The sequence below is a fragment of the Streptomyces sp. PKA51 genome (assembly GCF_057552455.1).
The window spans coordinates 39800-58407 of sequence record NZ_BAAJPZ010000020.1 but is presented as its reverse complement, the minus strand read 5'-3'; the positions used below and the strand labels follow the sequence as shown (position 1 = coordinate 58407).

General features: G+C 70.7%; 18 protein-coding genes. 14 read left to right on the top strand and 4 right to left on the bottom strand.

What is annotated here, in order from left to right; translation table 11 throughout:
- Positions 1-33 precede the first annotated feature (33 nt).
- The 3 genes from hpt (at position 34) to folE (ending at position 3605) form a co-directional block, all read left to right on the top strand.
- Positions 34-573, top strand: coding sequence for a hypoxanthine phosphoribosyltransferase (gene hpt / locus AC27L3_RS24325; protein WP_344439083.1), 540 nt, complete (start codon positions 34-36; stop codon positions 571-573).
- 268 nt (positions 574-841) lie between these two features.
- Positions 842-2854: an ATP-dependent zinc metalloprotease FtsH gene (gene ftsH, locus AC27L3_RS24320; protein WP_487236218.1), complete on the top strand. Its 2013-nt coding sequence runs from the start codon at positions 842-844 to the stop codon at positions 2852-2854.
- A gap of 142 nt (positions 2855-2996) precedes the next feature.
- A complete protein-coding gene (folE, locus tag AC27L3_RS24315) occupies positions 2997-3605 on the top strand; it encodes a GTP cyclohydrolase I FolE (protein WP_487236181.1) in 609 nt (202 codons plus the stop codon).
- A 52-nt stretch (positions 3606-3657) separates the two neighbouring features.
- On the opposite strand, the gene AC27L3_RS24310 is transcribed toward folE, so the two are convergent.
- The gene (locus AC27L3_RS24310) at positions 3658-4770 is read right to left on the bottom strand and encodes an alpha/beta hydrolase (protein ID WP_487236180.1); all 1113 of its coding nucleotides are present in this window, start codon (positions 4768-4770) and stop codon (positions 3658-3660) included.
- A gap of 169 nt (positions 4771-4939) precedes the next feature.
- Between AC27L3_RS24310 and AC27L3_RS24305 the strand changes: the two genes are divergently transcribed.
- The 6 genes from AC27L3_RS24305 (at position 4940) to AC27L3_RS24280 (ending at position 10045) form a co-directional block, all read left to right on the top strand.
- Complete coding sequence (locus AC27L3_RS24305; protein WP_487236179.1) at positions 4940-6790, top strand: phosphatidylglycerol lysyltransferase domain-containing protein; 1851 nt, start codon at positions 4940-4942, stop codon at positions 6788-6790.
- A 134-nt stretch (positions 6791-6924) separates the two neighbouring features.
- Positions 6925-7812 (top strand): dihydropteroate synthase, encoded by an 888-nt coding sequence (gene folP, locus AC27L3_RS24300; RefSeq protein ID WP_487236178.1) that lies wholly within the window; start codon positions 6925-6927, stop codon positions 7810-7812.
- On the top strand, positions 7809-8276 hold the full coding sequence (locus AC27L3_RS24295) for a nuclear transport factor 2 family protein (RefSeq protein WP_487236177.1): 468 nt from the start codon (positions 7809-7811) through the stop codon (positions 8274-8276). Before folP ends, AC27L3_RS24295 begins: the two co-directional genes overlap by 4 nt.
- 283 nt (positions 8277-8559) lie before the next feature.
- A complete protein-coding gene (gene folB / locus AC27L3_RS24290; RefSeq protein ID WP_487236176.1) occupies positions 8560-8919 on the top strand; it encodes a dihydroneopterin aldolase in 360 nt (119 codons plus the stop codon).
- Positions 8916-9509 (top strand): 2-amino-4-hydroxy-6-hydroxymethyldihydropteridine diphosphokinase, encoded by a 594-nt coding sequence (folK, locus tag AC27L3_RS24285; protein WP_487236175.1) that lies wholly within the window; start codon positions 8916-8918, stop codon positions 9507-9509. Before folB ends, folK begins: the two co-directional genes overlap by 4 nt.
- Positions 9510-9559: 50 nt before the next feature.
- Positions 9560-10045, top strand: coding sequence for a DUF3180 domain-containing protein (locus AC27L3_RS24280; RefSeq protein ID WP_487236174.1), 486 nt, complete (start codon positions 9560-9562; stop codon positions 10043-10045).
- A gap of 148 nt (positions 10046-10193) precedes the next feature.
- Here the strand turns inward: AC27L3_RS24280 and AC27L3_RS24275 are convergent, their stop codons facing one another.
- Positions 10194-11336: an ABC transporter ATP-binding protein gene (locus tag AC27L3_RS24275; RefSeq protein WP_487236173.1), complete on the bottom strand. Its 1143-nt coding sequence runs from the start codon at positions 11334-11336 to the stop codon at positions 10194-10196.
- A gap of 154 nt (positions 11337-11490) precedes the next feature.
- Here AC27L3_RS24275 and AC27L3_RS24270 point away from each other — a divergent pair, with 154 nt between their 5' ends.
- From AC27L3_RS24270 to AC27L3_RS24255, 4 genes are all read left to right on the top strand, one after another.
- Entirely contained in the window at positions 11491-12225 is a 735-nt protein-coding gene (locus AC27L3_RS24270; RefSeq protein WP_487236172.1) for an ABC transporter permease, read from the top strand.
- On the top strand, positions 12225-12908 hold the full coding sequence (locus AC27L3_RS24265) for an ABC transporter permease (protein WP_487236171.1): 684 nt from the start codon (positions 12225-12227) through the stop codon (positions 12906-12908). The genes AC27L3_RS24270 and AC27L3_RS24265 overlap by 1 nt, the downstream gene beginning before the upstream one ends.
- A gap of 32 nt (positions 12909-12940) precedes the next feature.
- Positions 12941-13948: an ABC transporter substrate-binding protein gene (locus AC27L3_RS24260; RefSeq protein ID WP_487236170.1), complete on the top strand. Its 1008-nt coding sequence runs from the start codon at positions 12941-12943 to the stop codon at positions 13946-13948.
- 89 nt (positions 13949-14037) lie between these two features.
- Positions 14038-14982, top strand: coding sequence for a hypothetical protein (locus AC27L3_RS24255; RefSeq protein WP_487236169.1), 945 nt, complete (start codon positions 14038-14040; stop codon positions 14980-14982).
- A gap of 35 nt (positions 14983-15017) precedes the next feature.
- Here the strand turns inward: AC27L3_RS24255 and AC27L3_RS24250 are convergent, their stop codons facing one another.
- Both AC27L3_RS24250 and AC27L3_RS24245 read right to left on the bottom strand, forming a co-directional pair.
- A complete protein-coding gene (locus tag AC27L3_RS24250; RefSeq protein WP_487236168.1) occupies positions 15018-16160 on the bottom strand; it encodes an NADH-quinone oxidoreductase subunit D in 1143 nt (380 codons plus the stop codon).
- Positions 16157-17242: an SAM-dependent methyltransferase gene (locus tag AC27L3_RS24245; protein WP_487236167.1), complete on the bottom strand. Its 1086-nt coding sequence runs from the start codon at positions 17240-17242 to the stop codon at positions 16157-16159. The genes AC27L3_RS24250 and AC27L3_RS24245 overlap by 4 nt, the downstream gene beginning before the upstream one ends.
- A 121-nt stretch (positions 17243-17363) precedes the next feature.
- On the opposite strand from AC27L3_RS24245, the gene AC27L3_RS24240 reads away from it, so the two are divergent.
- Positions 17364-18557 carry a sensor histidine kinase gene (locus AC27L3_RS24240; RefSeq protein ID WP_487236166.1) on the top strand — a complete coding sequence of 398 codons (1194 nt, stop codon included), beginning with the start codon at positions 17364-17366 and terminating at the stop codon, positions 18555-18557.
- The last annotated feature ends 51 nt before the right edge of the window (positions 18558-18608 follow it).

The following is an 18608-nucleotide window of genomic DNA, read 5'->3' as shown; positions in this document are numbered from 1 at the left end:
CGAGCGAGAGTGGCGCGGGTGGACGTGAAGGACATGGGCACCGATCTGAAGTCGGTGCTCATCACCAAGGAAGAGATCGACGCGAAGCTGGCCGAGCTGGCCGCGCTCATCGACGAGGAGTACGCGGGCAAGGACCTGCTCCTCGTCGGCGTCCTCAAGGGCGCCGTGATGGTCATGGCGGACCTGGCGCGGGCGCTGTCGAACCCCGTCACCATGGACTGGATGGCCGTGTCCTCCTACGGCGCGGGCACCCAGTCCTCGGGCGTGGTGCGCATCCTCAAGGACCTCGACACCGACATCAAGGGCAAGCACGTCCTGATCGTCGAGGACATCATCGACTCCGGCCTGACCCTGTCGTGGCTGCTGTCGAACCTCGGCTCGCGCGAGCCGGAGTCGCTCAATGTCGTGACGCTGCTGCGCAAGCCGGAGGCGGCGAAGGTCGCGATCGACGTGAAGTGGGTCGGCTTCGACATCCCGAACGAGTTCGTCGTCGGTTATGGTCTCGACTTCGCGGAGAAATACCGCAACCTGCCCTTCGTGGGCACGCTCGCGCCGCACGTCTACGGCGGCTAGAGCGGTCCGCGGGCCCTGGTGGGGCCCGGTGGTGGTCGTGTGTTCCGGCGCGCGGGAACCCTTCACGGTTTCCCGCCGTTGGAGCAGGGGAAGGCGGGTTTGTTGACCGTCCGCGGCGTCATCGGGTGACAATGCTGGGGTACCGTCCGAAGGTCAGTCTTTTTTCAAGCTTTCAAGGTCGAGCAGGACACCGCACGCACAGCACCTCGTTCCGGGGTGACCGTGCCTCACTGTGGCAGGAGGGACGGGGCGCTCGCGCCCCGTATGGATGGACGTGAAGCGCTACTTCCGTGGGCCGGTCATGTGGATCGTGCTGGCCGTCCTCGCCGTGGTCGTGTTGATGCAGGTCGTCGGCTCGTCCGGCGGCTACAAGTCGGTGGACACCAGCCAGGTCGTACACGCGATCGACAAGAACCAGGTGAAGTCGGCCGAGCTGACGACCGGCGACGAGAACAAGATCAAGGTCGAGCTCAAGAGCGGCGTCAAGATCAAGGGCTCGAGCAAGGTCCAGGCCAACTACATCGGCGACCAGGGCGTGGAGATCTCCAAGGATCTGCAGGCCAAGGCCGACGACGACGACTCGAGCACGCTGCCCGAGGGTTACAACGTCTCGACCTCCAAGCAGAACCCCTTCATCGGCGTCCTGCTCTCGCTGCTGCCCTTCGTTCTGATCGTCGTGGTCTTCCTGTTCCTGATGAACCAGATGCAGGGCGGCGGCTCCCGGGTGATGAACTTCGGGAAGTCCAAGGCCAAGCTGATCACCAAGGACACCCCGAAGACCACCTTCGCCGACGTGGCCGGTGCCGACGAGGCCGTCGAGGAGCTCCACGAGATCAAGGAGTTCCTGCAGGAGCCCGCGAAGTTCCAGGCCGTGGGCGCCAAGATCCCCAAGGGTGTGCTGCTGTACGGCCCGCCCGGTACGGGCAAGACGCTGCTCGCGCGCGCCGTCGCCGGCGAGGCGGGCGTGCCGTTCTACTCGATCTCCGGATCCGACTTCGTCGAGATGTTCGTCGGTGTGGGCGCCTCCCGCGTCCGCGACCTGTTCGAGCAGGCCAAGGCCAACGCCCCGGCCATCGTCTTCGTCGACGAGATCGACGCCGTCGGCCGGCACCGCGGCGCGGGCCTCGGCGGCGGCCACGACGAGCGCGAGCAGACGCTGAACCAGCTGCTCGTCGAGATGGACGGCTTCGACGTCAAGGGCGGCGTCATCCTGATCGCGGCCACCAACCGGCCCGACATCCTCGACCCCGCGCTGCTGCGCCCCGGCCGCTTCGACCGGCAGATCGCCGTCGACCGCCCGGACATGCAGGGCCGTCTGGAGATCCTCAAGGTCCACCAGAAGGGCAAGCCGGTCGCCCCGGACGTCGACCTCGCGGCCGTCGCCCGCCGTACGCCCGGCTTCACCGGTGCCGATCTGTCCAACGTGCTGAACGAGGCCGCCCTGCTGACGGCCCGCAGCGACCGCAAGCTGATCGACAACCACATGCTGGACGAGGCGATCGACCGCGTCGTGGCCGGCCCGCAGAAGCGGACCCGGATCATGAGCGACAAGGAGAAGAAGATCACCGCGTACCACGAGGGCGGTCACGCCCTGGTCGCGGCGGCCTCCCCGAACTCCGACCCGGTCCACAAGATCACGATCCTGTCCCGCGGCCGGGCCCTGGGCTACACCATGGTCCTGCCCGACGAGGACAAGTACTCGACCACGCGCAACGAGATGCTCGACCAGCTGGCCTACATGCTGGGCGGCCGCGCGGCCGAGGAGCTCGTCTTCCACGACCCCACCACGGGCGCCGCGAACGACATCGAGAAGGCCACCGCCACGGCCCGCGCGATGGTCACCCAGTACGGCATGACCGAGCGCCTCGGTGCGATCAAGTTCGGCTCCGACAACTCCGAGCCCTTCCTGGGCCGCGAGATGGCCCACCAGCGCGACTACTCCGAAGAAGTCGCCGCCCTGGTGGACGAAGAGGTCAAGAAGCTGATCGAGAACGCCCACAACGAGGCGTGGGAGATCCTCGTCGAGAACCGCGACATCCTCGACAACCTCGTGCTGGCGCTCCTGGAGAAGGAGACGCTCAACAAGGAGGAGATCGCCGAGATCTTCAAGCACGTGGTCAAGCGCCCGCCGCGCCCGGCCTGGACCGGCTCCTCGCGGCGTACGCCCTCCACGCGCCCGCCGGTGCTCTCCCCCAAGGAGCTCGCCCCCAGCAACAACGGCGCCGCCTCGGTGGACACCGTGGAGCTGTCGAAGGACAGCCCCGCCACCCCGGAGAGCTGACCGGCCCCGTAACAAGGCCCGGAATGGATGCCGCGTCACCCAGGTTTTAGCCTGGGGGCGCGGCATCGCGCATTTCGGCGTCGGCGCCGCCCCTTGCTGGGCCCGCACGACGGCGCGACGGACGAGAGAACGAGGCAAGCCCATGACCGACCCGGTGACGCTGGACGCCGAGGGCACCATCGGAGAATTCGACGAGAAGCGGGCCGAGAACGCGGTCCGCGAACTGCTGCTCGCGGTGGGTGAGGACCCCGACCGCGAGGGCCTCCGAGAAACCCCGGCTCGAGTGGCACGGGCGTACCGGGAGATATTCGCCGGCCTCTGGCAGAAGCCGGAGGACGTGCTCACCACGACCTTCGACCTGGGCCACGACGAGATGGTGCTCGTCCGCGACATCGAGGTCTACAGCACCTGCGAGCACCACCTGGTGCCCTTCCACGGCGTCGCCCATGTGGGCTACATCCCGTCCACGACCGGCAAGATCACCGGCCTGTCGAAGCTGGCCCGCCTGGTGGACGTCTACGCCCGCCGGCCGCAGGTGCAGGAGCGGCTGACCACGCAGATCGCCGACTCCCTGATGGAGATCCTGGAGCCGCGCGGCGTGGTCGTGGTTATCGAGTGCGAGCACATGTGCATGTCGATGCGCGGCATCCGCAAGCCCGGCGCCAAGACCCTCACCTCCGCCGTCCGCGGCCAGCTCCGCGACCCCGCGACCCGCGCGGAGGCGATGAGCCTGATCATGGCGGCGCGCTGAATCGAGGCATGAGAAAGGGCCCGCCATTCGGCGGGCCCTTTCGTGGAATCCGCTACGCGGAAAGCCGGCTGCCCATCCACTTCAGGGTGGGGTTCAGCTCACGCCGCCACGTGTTGAAGTTGTGGCCACCGCTGTCGAGGATGATCGACGAGACCCGGGTCGGGGACTTCGAGGCCATGTCGATGAACTTCAGGGTGTCCTTGTAGTTGTGCTCGCCCTTCTTGCTGCTGGTCACCAGCAGCGAGACCGGCGGGAGCGGCTTGTTCTTCAGCCGCCACAGCAGGTCGTTCTCGTTCTCCACCTGCTTGCTGCCGCCGAAGAGGGAACCGGTGGTCGGGTCCTGCGGGGCCTTGAAGTAGCCGGAGAGGGAGGCGGCGGCGCTGTAGGAGTCCGGGTGGCGCATGGCGATCTTCAGCGCGCAGTAGCCGCCGGTGGAGTCGCCGATCATGCCCCAGTTCGCGGCCTTGGTGCCGACGCGGTACTGCTCGGAGATGGCCTTGCGCAGGTCCTTGGCGAAGAAGGTCTCGGTCTGCGGGCCGCCGGGTATGTCCATGCACTCGGTGTCGCGCGGCGGGGCGACGGTGGGCCGCATCATCACGAGGATGGTGGGCTGCATCTTCTTCTCTTTGGCGAGCTTGTGCGCGCGCACCGGGTAGTCCAGGCCCTTGATGAGCGCCTCGGCGGTGCCCGGGTAGCCGGTCAGGGCGACCGATGCCGGAAAGGTCTTGTTCGCGTACCGCGGCTGGAAGTACTCCGGCGGCAGGTAGACGTACGCCGGGCTGCTGATCCTGGACTCCATGCCGACGATGTTGATCTTCTCGATCTTGCCGCCGACACGCGGCACGTTGCCCCGCGGGACCTTGACCGCCTGGGCGCCGACCACCTGGACGCGCTTGGCGCCCATGCTGTGGTCGACGACCACGCCCTCGTCCTTGACCTGGCCGAAGAGGTCGGCCCAGGAGCCGTAGAAGCCGAAGGACTGGTTCGCCCACAGTCCGATCGCGGCGAACAGGGAGAGCTGCGTGGCCAGCATCATGCCCACGCGGGCGGCCACGGCGCCCACGCTCTTCCTGCCCAGCCGGGGCCAGAGCCAAATGGTCAACGCGAAGAGCACTACCGCAGCCGCGATGGCAAGCAGCAGTACTGCCATGCTGGTGAGACCCATGAGGTGCTTTCTGCCGAGCGACCCGGCGCCGAGTCGCGGAATGGTTACTTCTTTCCGGGCTCGGCCCCCCGCGGAACCTCAACCCCGAAACCGTCGTCCTACAGGGCGCACATTGCACGGGTGCTGCTGCCGAACGGCGCAGCTCCAGTCGACAGGACGACGGGAAGAGATGTCTGTCAGGGAAGATGGCAATAAGTCCGACGAGGTTGCTTCGCGTTCGAAGTGGCTCACGGGGCTTGCGCGAATCGTCAAAGGCCCGAAGCCCGAGAACGTCCCCACCGTCGTGGGCACGATCGCGGCGCTCATCGGCCTCGCCGATGTCGCGGCCGGAGTCATCCCCCGGTGGCGCTGGAGCAAGGTGCACGCCCTCGCCGAGGTGCTGCCGGGCACGGTGACGCAGCTGGCCGCCGCCGGTTCGATCATCGTCGGCATCCTGCTGCTGATGCTGGCCCACGGCCTGAAGCGGGCCAAGAAGCGGGCCTGGATGGCCGCCGTGGTCCTGCTGCCCATCGGCGCCGCGGCCCAGCTGATCTACCGCCACTCCAGGATCGGCACGATCCTCTCGCTGCTGCTCTTCGTCTACCTGCTGCGGCACAAGAAGGCGTTCAACGCGCTGCCGGACTCGCGCAGCCGCTGGAAGGCGCTCGCCAACCTGATCGTCATGGGTGGCGTCAGCTTCGCCCTCGGCTGGGTGATCGTCGGCTCGCACGCCAACCAGATGGTCGGCGACCCGCCGGTGCTGGAGCAGATCGAGCACGTCGTGTGGGGTCTGTTCGGCTTCGAGGGCTCCGTGCGCTACACCGGCGGCACCGACTACGTCGTCGGCTACTCGCTGGGCGCCCTCGGCCTGCTGACCGTGCTCTCCACCGCGTACCTGCTCTTCCGCCCCGAGTACCCGGCCCCGCTGCTGACCGAGCAGGACGAGGACCGGCTGCGCGAGCTGCTGGCCAAGCACGGCGCCCGCGACTCCCTCGGCCACTTCGCGCTGCGCCGCGACAAGAGCGTGGTCTTCTCGCCGTCCGGCAAGGCCGCCGTCTCCTACCGCGTCGTCTCCGGCGTGATGCTCGCCAGCGGTGACCCGATCGGTGACGTCGAGGCGTGGCCCGGCGCGATCGAGAAGTTCATGGAGCTGGCCAAGCGCCACTCCTGGACCCCCGCCGTCGCCGGCTGCAGCCAGACCGGTGGCGAGGTGTGGACCCGCGAGACCGGCCTGGACGCCCTGGAGATGGGCGACGAGGCCATCGTCGAGGTCGCCGACTTCAGCCTGAGCGGCCGCTCCATGCGCAACGTCCGCCAGATGGTCAAGCGCATCGAGCGCAACGGCTACACCACCAAGGTGCGCCGCGTGGGCGACCTGAACCCCGAGGAGCTGGCGGCCGTCCAGAAGGCCGCCAACGCCTGGCGCGACACCGAGGACGAGCGCGGCTTCTCCATGGCCCTGGGCCGCATCGGCGACCCCAAGGACCTGGACGCGATCATCGCCACCGCCCACAAGGACCCGGAGGAGGGCGAGGACCTGCCCTTCGGCGACCTGCGGGCCATGCAGCACTACGTCCCCTGGGGCCCGGACGGCAGCTCCCTGGAGCTCATGCGCCGCGACCGCAGCGCCGACCCCGGCATGAACGAGCTGCTGATCGTCGCCTTCCTGCAGGCAGCGCCCGAGCTGGGCATCAAGCGCATGTCGCTGAACTTCGCCTTCTTCCGCTCCGCCCTGGAGCGCGGCGGCAAGCTGGGCGCGGGCCCGGTCGTCCGCATCCAGCGCGCGGTGCTGATCTTCCTGTCGCGCTGGTTCCAGATCGAGTCGCTGTACAAGTTCAACGAGAAGTTCCGCCCGATCTGGGAGCCCCGCTTCGTGGTCTTCCCCAACAGCCGCGACCTGCCGCGCATCGGCTTCGCGATGATGCAGGCCGAGGGCTTCCTGGAGCTGCCGCGCCTGCTGCGCCGCCGCCCGGCCGACCCCTCGGTGATCGTGGACGACGAGGAAGCCGTCGAGCAGAGCGAGGTCACGCGCGCGGCCTGACCGCAGCCGGCCCCGCGGGCCCCCGCACCGGACACCGTCCGGGCGGGGGCCCCTCGCTTTTCCCGTGCTCGCGCTTCTCCCGTGCCCCCGGGCGGGCGGTGAACGGGGCGCCCCCACGCCCTAGGCTGGTTGGTATGAGTACGTTGCGCGGCCGTGTGGGGCCGGTCGGACTGCCCGCGTGGGACCGCTGTGCCGTGATGGGCGTGGTGAACGTCACGCCCGATTCGTTCTCGGACGGCGGCCACTGGTTCGACACCGCCCTGGCGGTCAAGCGGGGCCTGGAGCTCGCCGCGGCCGGCGCCGACCTCGTCGACGTGGGCGGCGAGTCCACCCGGCCCGGTGCGACGCGGATCGACGAGGACGAGGAGCTGCGCCGGGTGGTCCCGGTCGTCCGCGAGCTGGCGGGCGAGGGCATCGTCGTCTCCGTGGACACCATGCGCGCCGCCGTCGCCGAGGCCGCCGTCGAGGCCGGCGCGGTGCTCGTCAACGACGTCAGCGGGGGCCTGGCGGACCCGGCCATGGTGCCGGTGGTCGCCGACGCCCGGGTGCCGTTCGTGGTCATGCACTGGCGCGGCTTCAGCGCCGACATGAACAGCCGGGCCGTCTACGGCCCGGACGTCGCCGGCGAGGTGATCGGCGAGCTGCGGCAGCGGCTGGACGCCGTCGTCGCCGGAGGCGTCGAGCCCGAGCGCATCGTGGTCGACCCGGGCCTGGGCTTCGCCAAGAACGCCGAGCACGACCTGGCCCTGGTCGCCGGGCTGCGCAGGTTCCGCCAGGAGCTCGACGACCTGCCGGTGCTGGTCGCGGCCTCCCGCAAGCGCTTCCTCGGCCGGGTGCTGGCCGGCCCCGGGGGCGAACCGCCGCCGGCCCGCGAGCGGGACGGTGCCACCGCCGCCGTCTCGGCCCTCGCCGCCCGCGACGGCGCCTGGGCGGTCCGGGTGCACGAGGTGCGGGCCAGCGCCGACGCCGTGCGCGTGGTCGCCGCCGTCACCGGTGCCACGGCCGCCGAGGAGGCGGTGTGAGCACCGCCCGTACCGAGAGTGAGCGGGTCGAGCTGGCCAATACCGCGCTGTACGAGGCGGTCGAGCGCGGCGACACCGCGGCCATGGAGCAGCTGTGGCTGAACGAGCCCGGCGTCGAGGTCTCGTGCGTGCACCCCGGGTGGCCGGTGCTGCGCGGCCGCAGCGAGGTCCTGCGCTCGTACGCCCTGATCATGGCGAGCACGGACTACATCCAGTTCTTCCTGACGGACGTGGAGGTCGCCGTCACCGGCGACACCGCCCTGGTGACCTGCACGGAGAACATCCTCAGCGGCGCCCCCGCCGAGAACGAGGGCGAGCTCGGCCCGCTGGTCGGCCAGCTGGTCGTGGCCACCAACGTCTTCCGGCGCACGGCCGGCGGCGAGTGGAAGGTCTGGTCCCACCACGGCTCGCCGGTACTGGCGGGCGAGGAGGACGATGAGGACGAGGGGGACGAATCACCCTGACCCGGGCGGGCTGACCCGTCGGGGTGATGTGGCGTACGACACGTCCCCCGCACGGGTATGTCACCCCTGGCCGGACCACCCCGCAGGCGCGTCGGCCCAGGCCGGGGGTGGAAAGGCGGGGACGGGGACAGAGGGCGAGGGAGGTGCCTAGCACCGCCCGAAGCTCCTGTCCATAGCACCCGAGGACCGGCCGTGTCGGTGCCCGCAGGTAGATTCGAAGTGGGCCACCCGGCGGCCGCCTGCCGCGCCGGGCCCGTACCGACGACCAGCAGGAGTGATTCGTGTGGATCGTGTCGCGCTGCGCGGCTTGAAGGCTCGCGGCAACCACGGGGTGTTCCCGCGGGAGCGCGAGGAGGGCCAGACCTTCATCGTGGACCTGGTGCTGAGCCTGGACACCCGGCCCGCCGCGGCCGGCGACGACCTCACGAAGACCGTGCACTACGGCATCGTGGCCGAGGAGGTCGTGGGCATCGTCGAGGGCGAGCCCGTCGACCTCATCGAGACCCTCGCCGAGCGCATCGCCCAGCAGTGCCTCCGGCACGAGCCCGTGCAGCAGGTCGAGGTCGTCGTCCACAAGCCGGACGCCCCGATCACCGTTCCCTTCGACGACGTGACCGTCACGATCACCCGGAGCCGAGTATGAGCAGCAGCGACCCGACCGTGCAGCCGGTGCCCGCCTCCGTGGTGGAACAGGTGGACGCCGCCGACTTCACCCTGCACAACCCCAAGCGCGCCGTGATCTCCATCGGCAGCAACCTGGGCAACCGCCTGGAGACCCTCCAGGGCGCCATCGACGCCCTGGAGGACACCCCCGGCCTGCGCGTCAAAGCCGTCTCCCACGTCTACGAGACCGAGCCGTGGGGCGTCGAGGCGGGCTCCCAGCCGTCGTACTTCAACGCCGTCGTGCTCGTGAAGACCACTCTTCCGCCGGACTCCCTGCTGGAGCGCGGTCACGCGATCGAGGAAGCCTTCGAACGGGTGCGGGACGAGCGCTGGGGCCCGCGCACCCTGGACGTCGACATCGTCACCTACCAGGACGTCGTCTCCGACGACCCGCGACTCACCCTGCCCCACCCGCGCGCCCACGAGCGTGCCTTCGTCCTCGTCCCGTGGTACGACGTGGACCCCGAGGCCGTCGTCCCGGGCCACGGCGCACTGGCCGACCTGCTGACGACGGTCGGCAAGGAAGGCGTGTCCGTCCGGACCGACCTGGAACTCCGCCTGCCCGAGTAGCCGTTGGGCGGGTGGCGGCGAGCGACAAAAAACAAAGGGGCGACAGCCACGTGAAACAACTGCGGATCGGGATGCTGGCAGGGCTGTTCGCCGTGGCCGGGGTGCTGTCCTGGGCGGCGGCCCGGCTGTGGGACTCCTTCGGCACGCTGCCCAGCGTGCCCGTGGCCGCGCCCATCGTGCTGGCCGTCATCGCCGTCGTCCTCTTCGCCACCGGCCTCTCGCTGAGGGCACGCCTGCGCGCCCAGCGGGAGCGCCGCCCCGGCGCCAAGGGCGTCGACCCGCTCCTGGCGGCGCGAGCCGTCGTCTTCGGCCAGGCGAGCGCTCTGGTCGCCGCCCTGGTGGCCGGCATGTACGGCGGCGTCGGCGTCTTCCTCCTCATGGACGGCCTCGACGTCCCCGTCCGCCGCGACCAGGCCATCTACGCCGGCGCCTCGGTCCTGGCCGGCGCCTGCGTGGTGGCAGCGGCCTTCTTCATGGAACGAGTCTGCCGCCTCCCGGAAGACGACGACGAAAACGGCGGCACGAGCCGAGCCTGACGGCTGGTTTGTGAGCAGGCTTCCGCCGCCCGCGGGTTTGTGGGCAATCGTCCCGCTGGGGGCACCTCCCAGCGGTAGCTGGAGGAGGGACGGGTGGGCACAAACCCGCCCACCGGCGGAACCACCCCGCCCGCACCTCGGTGCCGCCTCACACCCCGCTGACGGTGCGCACGTCCGCGTCCCCACCCACGGACCGCCGCAACGCCGCATGCAACCCCCCGGGCGTGAGCACGCCCAAGAAGTGATCCGCCCCCTCCCCGTCCACCACCGCAATCCACCCCGCATCGTGCTGCAGCATCGTGCTGAACGCCTGCTTCAGCGACGCCCCCAGCGGCAGCCACGCATCCATCCGCCGCGCGACGTCCCGCACGACTCCGCCACCGGAGGAGACCGCCTCCGCGGAGACCCACCCGTGCAGCCGATCCGCGTCGTCGAGAACGACGGCCCACCGCGCCCCGTCGGCGGTCAGCCGTTCCGCGGCGTCGGCCAGCCGGTCGTCAAGATGCACCACCGGCGGCTGCTCCAGATCCCCCGCCTCGATCGGCGTGACCGACAACCGCTTGAGCCCCCGGTCGGCGCCCACGAAGTCCGCGACGTACGGTGTGGCGGGAGCGCCCAGCACCGCGGCCGGTGCGTCGAACTGTTCGATGCGCCCGTTCCCGTACACCGCGATGCGGTCGCCGAGCCGTACGGCTTCCTCGATGTCGTGCGTCACGAACAGCACCGTCTTGCGTACCTGCGACTGCAGGCGCAGGAATTCGGACTGCAGTCGTTCGCGCACGACGGGGTCGACGGCTCCGAAGGGTTCGTCCATCAGGAGGACGGGCGGGTCGGCGGCCAGCGCCCGGGCGACCCCGACGCGCTGGCGTTGTCCGCCGGAGAGCTGTTCGGGGTAGCGGTCCCCGTAGCGGGCGGGGTCGAGCCCCACGAGTTCGAGCAGTTCGGCGGCTCGCGCGCGGGCCTTCTTGCGCGACCAGCCCAGCAGGTGCGGGACGGTGGCGGTGTTGTCGAGCACGGTCTTGTGGGGGAAGAGGCCGACCTGCTGGATGACGTATCCGATGCGCCGGCGCAGTTCGACGGGGTCGACGTCGGCGATGTCCCGGCCGTCGACGAGGATGCGGCCGCTGGTGGGTTCGATCAGCCGGTTGACCATCTTCATGGTCGTGGTCTTGCCGCAGCCGGATGGTCCGACGAGCGTGACCAGCTCCCCTTCCGCGACGTCGAAGGAGAGGTCGTCGACGGCGGTCGTGCCGTCGGCGTAGCGCTTGGTGACGTGCTCGAAGCGGATCATGGTTCCCCATTGTTGCCCGGTTGGCTGACCGTCGGCCGTCGGGACGGCCTTCGAACATGGTGCCGTCGAATGACCGCCGGAGGCGAATGTCAGTGCGCCGGGTTAGGGTCGCTGGTAACCGACCGTGAAAGCCGAGGGGGAGGTGAGGGCACGGATGGCGGGTCAGAACTGCCTGATCGCCAACGACTGGGTCTGCGGGGAGTACGTCCGCACGCGCGGCACGGAGCTGACGGAGGCGACCCTCCAGCACATCGGCATCACTCTTTCGTCCGTGCTGATCGGCCTGCTCGTGGCCTTCCCGCTGGCGCTGCTGGCCCGCCGATGGCGGGGGATCGCGGCGCCGGTGCTGGGGGCGACCACGATTCTGTACACGGTGCCCTCGCTGGCGATGTTCTCCTTGCTGGTGCCGGTGTTCGGTCTTTCGGCGGCCGTGGTGGTCACCGGTCTGGTGCTGTATTCGCTGACGATCCTGGTGCGCAACATACTGGCCGGCCTCGCGTCCGTCCCGGAGGAGGCGCGGGAGGCGGCGCGGGGCATGGGCTTCGGGCCGGCCCGGCTGCTGTTCCAGGTCGAACTTCCCTTGTCCGTACCGGCTCTGATGGCGGGTCTGAGAATTGCCACCGTCTCGACCGTCTCGCTGACGACGGTGGGCGCCATCATCGGCTACGGCGGCCTGGGCAACCTCATCTACGAGGGCATGCACAGCTACTTCAAGGCCCAGGTGCTGACGGCGTCGGTGCTGTGCGTCCTGCTGGCCGTGGTGGCTGACGTGCTGCTGCTGGGCGTCCAGCGGCTGCTGACGCCGTGGGCCCGGGCGGGAGCGCGGCCGAGGAAACGGGTGTTGGCGCGGCGGCCTGCGAAGGATCTGCCGGGCGAGGCGGTGGCCTGATGGACGTCCTGGGTCGTACGTGGGAGTGGCTGAGCACCTCCGCCCACTGGTCCGGCACGGACGGGGTGTGGCACCGGCTGGGCGAACACCTCTTCCTCACCGTCGTGTGCCTGCTGATCTCGTGCGCGATCGCGCTGCCCGTCGCCCTGCTGCTCGGCCACCTGGGCAAGGGCGGCGCGCTCGCCGTCAACATTTCCAACGCGGGCCGTGCGGTGCCGACTTTCGCGGTTCTGGTGCTGTTGCTGCTCAGTCCGCTCGGTACGCACGGATCCTGGCCGACGGTCATCGCGCTCGTGCTGTTCGCGATACCCCCGGTGCTCACCAACGCCTACGTGGGCATGCGCGGGGTCGACCGGGGGACGGTGGAAGCCGCGCGCGGCATGGGAATGACAGGCCGTCAGATGATGGTGCGCGTCGAGCTGCCCCTGGCCCTGCCTCTGATCATGACCGGCATCCGGTCCGCCGCCGTGCAGGTCGTGGCCACGACGACGCTGGCGGCACTGCCCGGCGGCGGCGGGCTCGGCCGCATCATCACGGCCGGCTTCCGGCTCACCGACACCGCCCAGGTGGTGGCCGGCGCCCTGCTGGTGGCGGTGCTGGCGCTGGCGGTGGAGGGGGCGTTCGTGCTGCTGGAGCGGTTGCTGGACCCGATGCGCGGGCAGGTGGCGACCGCACGCGCATGACGAGCGAACCAATCGGACGGATGGAGTCACCTATGCCCAGGACAACGCTGCCGTTGCTGCCGGGAACGGCGCGCCGGGCGCGCCGCGCCCGCGCCCTGCTGGCGGCCGCCGGCGTCGCGGCCCTGACCGCGGGGCTCGCCGGCTGCGGCGGCGACAGCCTGGAGAAGTCCGGCGGGGCGGGTGGCGCAGGCTCCGGCTCGGGGGAGAAGTCCCTGGTCATCGGCTCCGCATCCTTCACCGAATCGAAGGTTCTGGCGGAGATATACGCGGGGCTGCTGAAGAACGCCGGATATTCCACGACGGTGCACACCGTCGACGCGCGCGAGCTGTACGAGCCGGCGCTGGAGCGGGGCGAGATCGACGTCGTCCCGGAGTACGCGGCCACGCTCGCCGAATTCCTCAACAAGAAGCAGAACGGCAAGGACGCCCCGCAGGTCGCCTCCTCCGATCCGGAGGCCACCGTGAAGGCCCTGCGGAAACTCGCCGAGCCGCGCGGGCTGAAGGTGCTCGAACCGGGCCGGGCAGTCGACCAGAACGCCTTCGCCGTCACCGGCGAGTTCGCAAACGAACACCACCTCACGACGCTTTCCGACCTCGGAAAGTCGAAGCAGCAGGTCAAGCTGGCCGCGGGCGACGAATGCCGGGAGCGGCCCTTCTGCCGGCCCGGGCTGGAGAAGACCTACGGCATCGAGGTCTCCGGCATCCTGCCGCTGGAGGTCGGCAGCCCCCAGGCCAAGCAGGCGGTCAAGGACGGCAAGGCGCAGCTGCTCCTGACCACCACCACCGACGCCACCCTCCGGCAGTTCGGTCTGGTGCTCCTCGAAGACGACAAGAAGCTGCAGAACTCCGACAACGTGCTGCCCGTGGTGAATGCCAAGAAGGCCGGCTCGGAGAAGATCACGGAAGTGCTGGAACGGCTCAACAGGGTTCTGACCACGGCCGATCTCACCGAACTCAACAAGAAGGTCGACGCCGAGCGGCTCAAGCCCGCCGATGTCGCCGCGCAGTACCTCAAGGAGAAGAAGCTCCTGACGAAGTAGCAGCGACGGTGTAGGGGAGAAGTAAGATCAAGGGAAGAGTTTGGTGGCGGGGTCACACTCCCGAGGCAACGCACGGTAAGTTTCAGGCCATGCCACGAGGACGCCACCGCCATTCCGCACCCCTGCACCGGCTTCTTCCCCCGCTGTCGGTCGCCGCGACATCCGTCGCGTGCGCCGCCGGTGCCCTGGTGGTGGGCGAGCCGCTCGTCATACGCGCCCTGGCCGCGGCCTCCGCGGCCGCGGCCGTCGTCGGCTCGGTGATGATGCGCCGCTGGGACCGCGCGGCAGGCAAGCGCGTCGCCCAGCTCTCCGCCGCCCGCACCCGGGACGAGTGGAAGACCGAGGAGCGCATCGCCGAGCTGGAGACGGACCTCGAGGAGACCCGGCTGGCCCGCACCCGGGTCGAGGTCAAGCTCCGCAACAAGCGCGCCGAGCTCGCCCGCCTCCGCACCGAGCACGCCGACCTGCTGCGCCGCTACGCCACCGCCGAGACCGAGCGGGCCAGCGCCCTGGAGGGCCGCCGCCTGCTGGAGAAGGGCGCCGGGGCGAAGCCCGCGGCACCGGGCGAGGCCAAGGCCCTGCCCCCGGCCGGCATCGGCCCCGACGCCTACCGGCGGGCCGCCGACGCCCTGCGCACCCTCGAGCGCAACGCCGAGGCCGCGGCCGCGGCAAAGGCCGCCGAGGAAGCCGCCGCCAAGAACGCCGCGAAGGACGCAGCGAGGAACGCCGCGAAGAACGCGCAGGACGCCGCGAAGAAGCAGAAGCCGGCCGCCAAGAAGACGACGAAGGCCGACGCGACCCCGCCGGTGCCGGCCGCCCGCCGAAAGGTGGCCCGCACCCAGGGCGGCTTCGACTTCTTCGGCAACGCCAAGAAGGACAAGCCGGTGGACGAGCAGGACCTGGCCGACGTGGTCGGCGAGGAGGCCCTCGCCGAGGCGGCCGCCGTCGACGAGGACGGCAAGGTCATAGACCTCACCGCCCACGACGAGACCGAGCAGATCGACGTGGCCGAACTGCGCACCGCGATCTCCTGACGGAGCCCCGGCCGGGGACGTCTCCTTGCCGACGTCTACTTGTCGATGTCGCCGACGACGAAGAACAGCGATCCCAGGATCGCCACCATGTCCGCGACGAGCGTCCCCGGCAGCAGCTCCACCAGCGCCTGGATGTTGTTGAAGGACGCCGACCGCAGCTTCAGCCGGTACGGCGTCTTCTCGCCCTTGGACACCAGGTAGTAGCCGTTGAGCCCCAGGGGGTTCTCCGTCCACACGTACGTCGAGCCCTCCGGCGCCTTGAGCACCTTGGGCAGCCGCTGGTTGATGGGGCCCGGGGGCAGCTCCGCCATCCGGTCCAGGCAGGCGTCCGCCAGCTCCAGCGCGTTGTGCGTCTGCTCCAGCAGGCACTCGAAGCGCGCCAGGCAGTCGCCCTCCTGCCGGGTGACGACCTTCAGCACGTCGCCCAGCTCGCCGTAGGCCAGGTACGGCTCGTCGCGGCGCAGGTCGAAGTCGACGCCGGAGGCCCGGGCGATCGGCCCGCTCACCCCGTAGGCGTGCACCGTCTCCGGCGTCAGCACGCCCACCCCCCGCGTACGGCCGCGGAAGATCTCGTTGCCGAGCACCAGCCGGTCGTAGACGTCCATCCGGGAGCGCACCTCGGCCACCGCGTGCCGGGCCCGGCCGAGCCAGCCGGCCGGCAGGTCCTCCTTCAGGCCGCCGACGCGGTTGAACATGTAGTGCATCCGGCCGCCGGAGATCTCCTCCATGACCGTCTGCAGTTCCTCGCGCTCGCGGAACGCGTGGAAGACGGGCGTGATCCCGCCGAGCTCCAGCGGGTAGGAGCCGAGGAACATCAGATGGTTGAGCACCCGGTTCAGCTCGGCCAGCAGGGTGCGCGTCCACACCGCCCGCTCGGGCACCTCCATGCCCAGCATGCGCTCGACGGCGATGACCACGCCCAGCTCGTTGGAGAACGCCGACAGCCAGTCGTGACGGTTGGCGAGCATGACGATCTGCCGGTAGTCGCGGGCTTCGAAGAGCTTCTCCGCCCCCCGGTGCATGTAGCCGATCACCGGCTCCGCCGAAATGATCCGCTCGCCGTCCAGGACGAGGCGCAGCCGCAGCACGCCATGGGTGGACGGGTGCTGAGGCCCGATGTTGAGCACCATGTCGGTGCTCTCCGCCGCGCCGCCGATGCCGACTGTCGTCTCCGTCATGGGAACAGTTTCTCAGCCCCGCCGGACGACCCGTCCCGGCCGTCACCGTCGGGCGCGCCCAGCACCTCGGCCACCACGGGCACACAGGCGTCACCGACCGGCTGCAGCAGCCAGCCGAAGCCGCCCAGCCCGCCCGGTGCCGTCAGCTCCGCCGCCTCCCCGGCGGTGCCCAGCGCCCGGACATAGGCGGCGGGATCGGAGGAGGCCAGCGAGAGCGGCGGCCTACCACCGTCCACGCCCAGGGCCTGCAGCGCCCGGCGCTGCGTGGTCACCGCGGCGCCCGTGCCGGGCCGGGCCGCGGCGCAGGCGTCCAGGGCGACGTGCGCGGTGATGTCGCAGCTGCCGTCCGGCACCGGCCGCACCTCGCGGCCGTCGCGGAAGCCGGCGAGAGTGCCGAAGGGCGGCCGGGTGGCGCGCTCGTGGGCGTAGTCCACGGCCACCGCGAGCCCGGCCCGCAGGCTGCCGACGGCGTGCGCCCAGGCGGTGTCGCGCGGGTGCCCGATCTCCGCCCGGCTCCCGGGCGGTGCGCCCTCCAGCGGCCACCAGCGGGCCAGCCATGCGGCATCCTCTCCCGCGACCGGCTCGCCCAGCAGCTCCTCACCGTCCTCGCCGACGAACACCCGGCGGGCGCTGCCCGCGCCGTCGGCCTCGGCAACGTCCACCGGAACGTTGTCCAGCCACTCGTTCGCGAACAGCAGTCCCTCGACGCCTTCGGGGACCTTTTCCAGCCAGACGACCCTCGGGTCCAGCCCGGCCGGGCGGTCCGCGATCTCGACCGCGTACGGGCGCAGCCGCGCCGCCAGATCCTGCGGGCACCGCTCCAGCACCGCGCGCACCAGCTCGCCCCGCCCGGCACCCACATCGGTGAAGGCCAGCTCCGCCGGGTGCCCCAGGGCCGCGTCCACCCGCCGCAGCAACTCCACGACCGCCCCGGCGAACAGCGGAGAGGCATGGACCGACGTACGGAAGTGGCCCGCCGGCCCCTCGGGGCGCCGGTAGAAGCCTCCGGGGCCGTACAGGGCGGCATCGGCCGCCTCCCGCCAGGTCCGCGTTCCGCCCGGGCCGCTGCTCGCACTCGCCATGTGCCCACGGTAAGCGGGAGCGTCCGGAGGCGACCCTCCACCTTGGGGAGTAGTCGCCCGGGGCATGGATCGCCCCCCGGGCTGACCCGGGCACCGACTCCGCATGCCTACGCTGGGTGACGTGCAGCGTCTCTACGACTTCCTCCGCAGACACCCCACCTGTGTGGACAGCTTCTGGGCCGTCCTGCTGCTGGGGATGAGCCTGCTGTCTGCGGCGGACTTCAGCGGCGGATCTCCGGCCGTGCCGGTCCTGCTGTCCCTGCCGCTGTGCCTCGTCGTGGCGCTGCGCCGCCGGGCCCCGCAGAAGATGCTGCTGCTCGCCACCGCCACCGGTGTGGCGCAGTTGGTGCTGAACCAGCCCGCAGGCGTCGCCGACTTCGCCATGCTCGTGATCGTCTACACGGTGGCGTCCGGGCACGTCCGCTGGGCCTCGCGCTTCGCCCTGGCCGGCAGCTTCGTGGCGGCACCGCTCGCCCAGCTGCGCTGGCCCAACGAGCACAACTCCCTCTCCACCAACCTCCTGGTGACCGTCTTCCTCGCGGTGCCCTTCCTGCTCGCCTGGGTGCTCGGCGACTCGATGCGCACCCGCCGCGCCTACTGGGCGCAAGTGGAGGAGCGGGCGAAGCGGCTGGAGAAGGAGCGCGAGCAGCAGGCGCGGATGGCGGTCACGGCCGAGCGCGCCCGGATCGCCCGCGAGCTGCACGACGTCGTCGCCCACAACGTGTCGGTCATGGTGGTGCAGGCCGACGGCGCGGCGTACGTGCTGGACGCCTCGCCCGATCAGGCGAAACAGGCGCTGTCGACGATCTCCGCCACCGGCCGCCAGGCCCTCGCCGAGATGCGCCGGCTGCTGGGCGTGCTGCGCACCGAGGAGGGCGGCGAACCGGGCGGCGAGTACGTGCCGCAGCCGGACGTGGAGCGGATCGGCGAGCTGGTGGAGCAGGTCCGCAGCGCGGGCCTGCCGGTGGACTTCAAGATCGAGGGCGCGCCGCGCCCGTTGCCCAGCGGCGTGGAGCTGACCGCCTACCGCATCGTGCAGGAGGCCCTGACCAACACCCGCAAGCACGGCGGCCCGGACGTGGGCGCCAGCGTGCGGCTGACGTACTTCGACGACGGCCTGGGGCTGCTGGTGGAGGACGACGGCCGGGGCGCGCAGCAGGAGCTGTACGAGGCGGGCGGCGCCGACGGCATGGGTCACGGCATGATCGGCATGCGCGAGCGCGTGGGCATGGTCGGCGGCACTCTGGACGCGGGGCCCCGCCCGGGCGGTGGCTTCCGCATCAGCGTGCTGCTGCCGATCAGGCCGGGCCGCTGACCCCGCCGCCACCATGGAACCCTCCATCGATCAACCCCCGCTCCTGCTCGA

Bases quoted from the DNA above. Each gene is read 5' to 3' on its own strand.
- hpt (WP_344439083.1), top strand. From the start codon at position 34: ATGGGCACCGATCTGAAGTCGGTGCTCATCACCAAGGAAGAGATCGAC.
- ftsH (WP_487236218.1), top strand. From the start codon at position 842: ATGGACGTGAAGCGCTACTTCCGTGGGCCGGTCATGTGGATCGTGCTG.
- folE (WP_487236181.1), top strand. From the start codon at position 2,997: ATGACCGACCCGGTGACGCTGGACGCCGAGGGCACCATCGGAGAATTC.
- AC27L3_RS24310 (WP_487236180.1), bottom strand. From the start codon at position 4,770: ATGGGTCTCACCAGCATGGCAGTACTGCTGCTTGCCATCGCGGCTGCG.
- AC27L3_RS24305 (WP_487236179.1), top strand. From the start codon at position 4,940: ATGTCTGTCAGGGAAGATGGCAATAAGTCCGACGAGGTTGCTTCGCGT.
- folP (WP_487236178.1), top strand. From the start codon at position 6,925: ATGAGTACGTTGCGCGGCCGTGTGGGGCCGGTCGGACTGCCCGCGTGG.
- folK (WP_487236175.1), top strand. From the start codon at position 8,916: ATGAGCAGCAGCGACCCGACCGTGCAGCCGGTGCCCGCCTCCGTGGTG.
- AC27L3_RS24275 (WP_487236173.1), bottom strand. From the start codon at position 11,336: ATGATCCGCTTCGAGCACGTCACCAAGCGCTACGCCGACGGCACGACC.
- AC27L3_RS24270 (WP_487236172.1), top strand. From the start codon at position 11,491: ATGGCGGGTCAGAACTGCCTGATCGCCAACGACTGGGTCTGCGGGGAG.
- AC27L3_RS24265 (WP_487236171.1), top strand. From the start codon at position 12,225: ATGGACGTCCTGGGTCGTACGTGGGAGTGGCTGAGCACCTCCGCCCAC.
- AC27L3_RS24260 (WP_487236170.1), top strand. From the start codon at position 12,941: ATGCCCAGGACAACGCTGCCGTTGCTGCCGGGAACGGCGCGCCGGGCG.
- AC27L3_RS24255 (WP_487236169.1), top strand. From the start codon at position 14,038: ATGCCACGAGGACGCCACCGCCATTCCGCACCCCTGCACCGGCTTCTT.
- AC27L3_RS24250 (WP_487236168.1), bottom strand. From the start codon at position 16,160: ATGACGGAGACGACAGTCGGCATCGGCGGCGCGGCGGAGAGCACCGAC.
- AC27L3_RS24245 (WP_487236167.1), bottom strand. From the start codon at position 17,242: ATGGCGAGTGCGAGCAGCGGCCCGGGCGGAACGCGGACCTGGCGGGAG.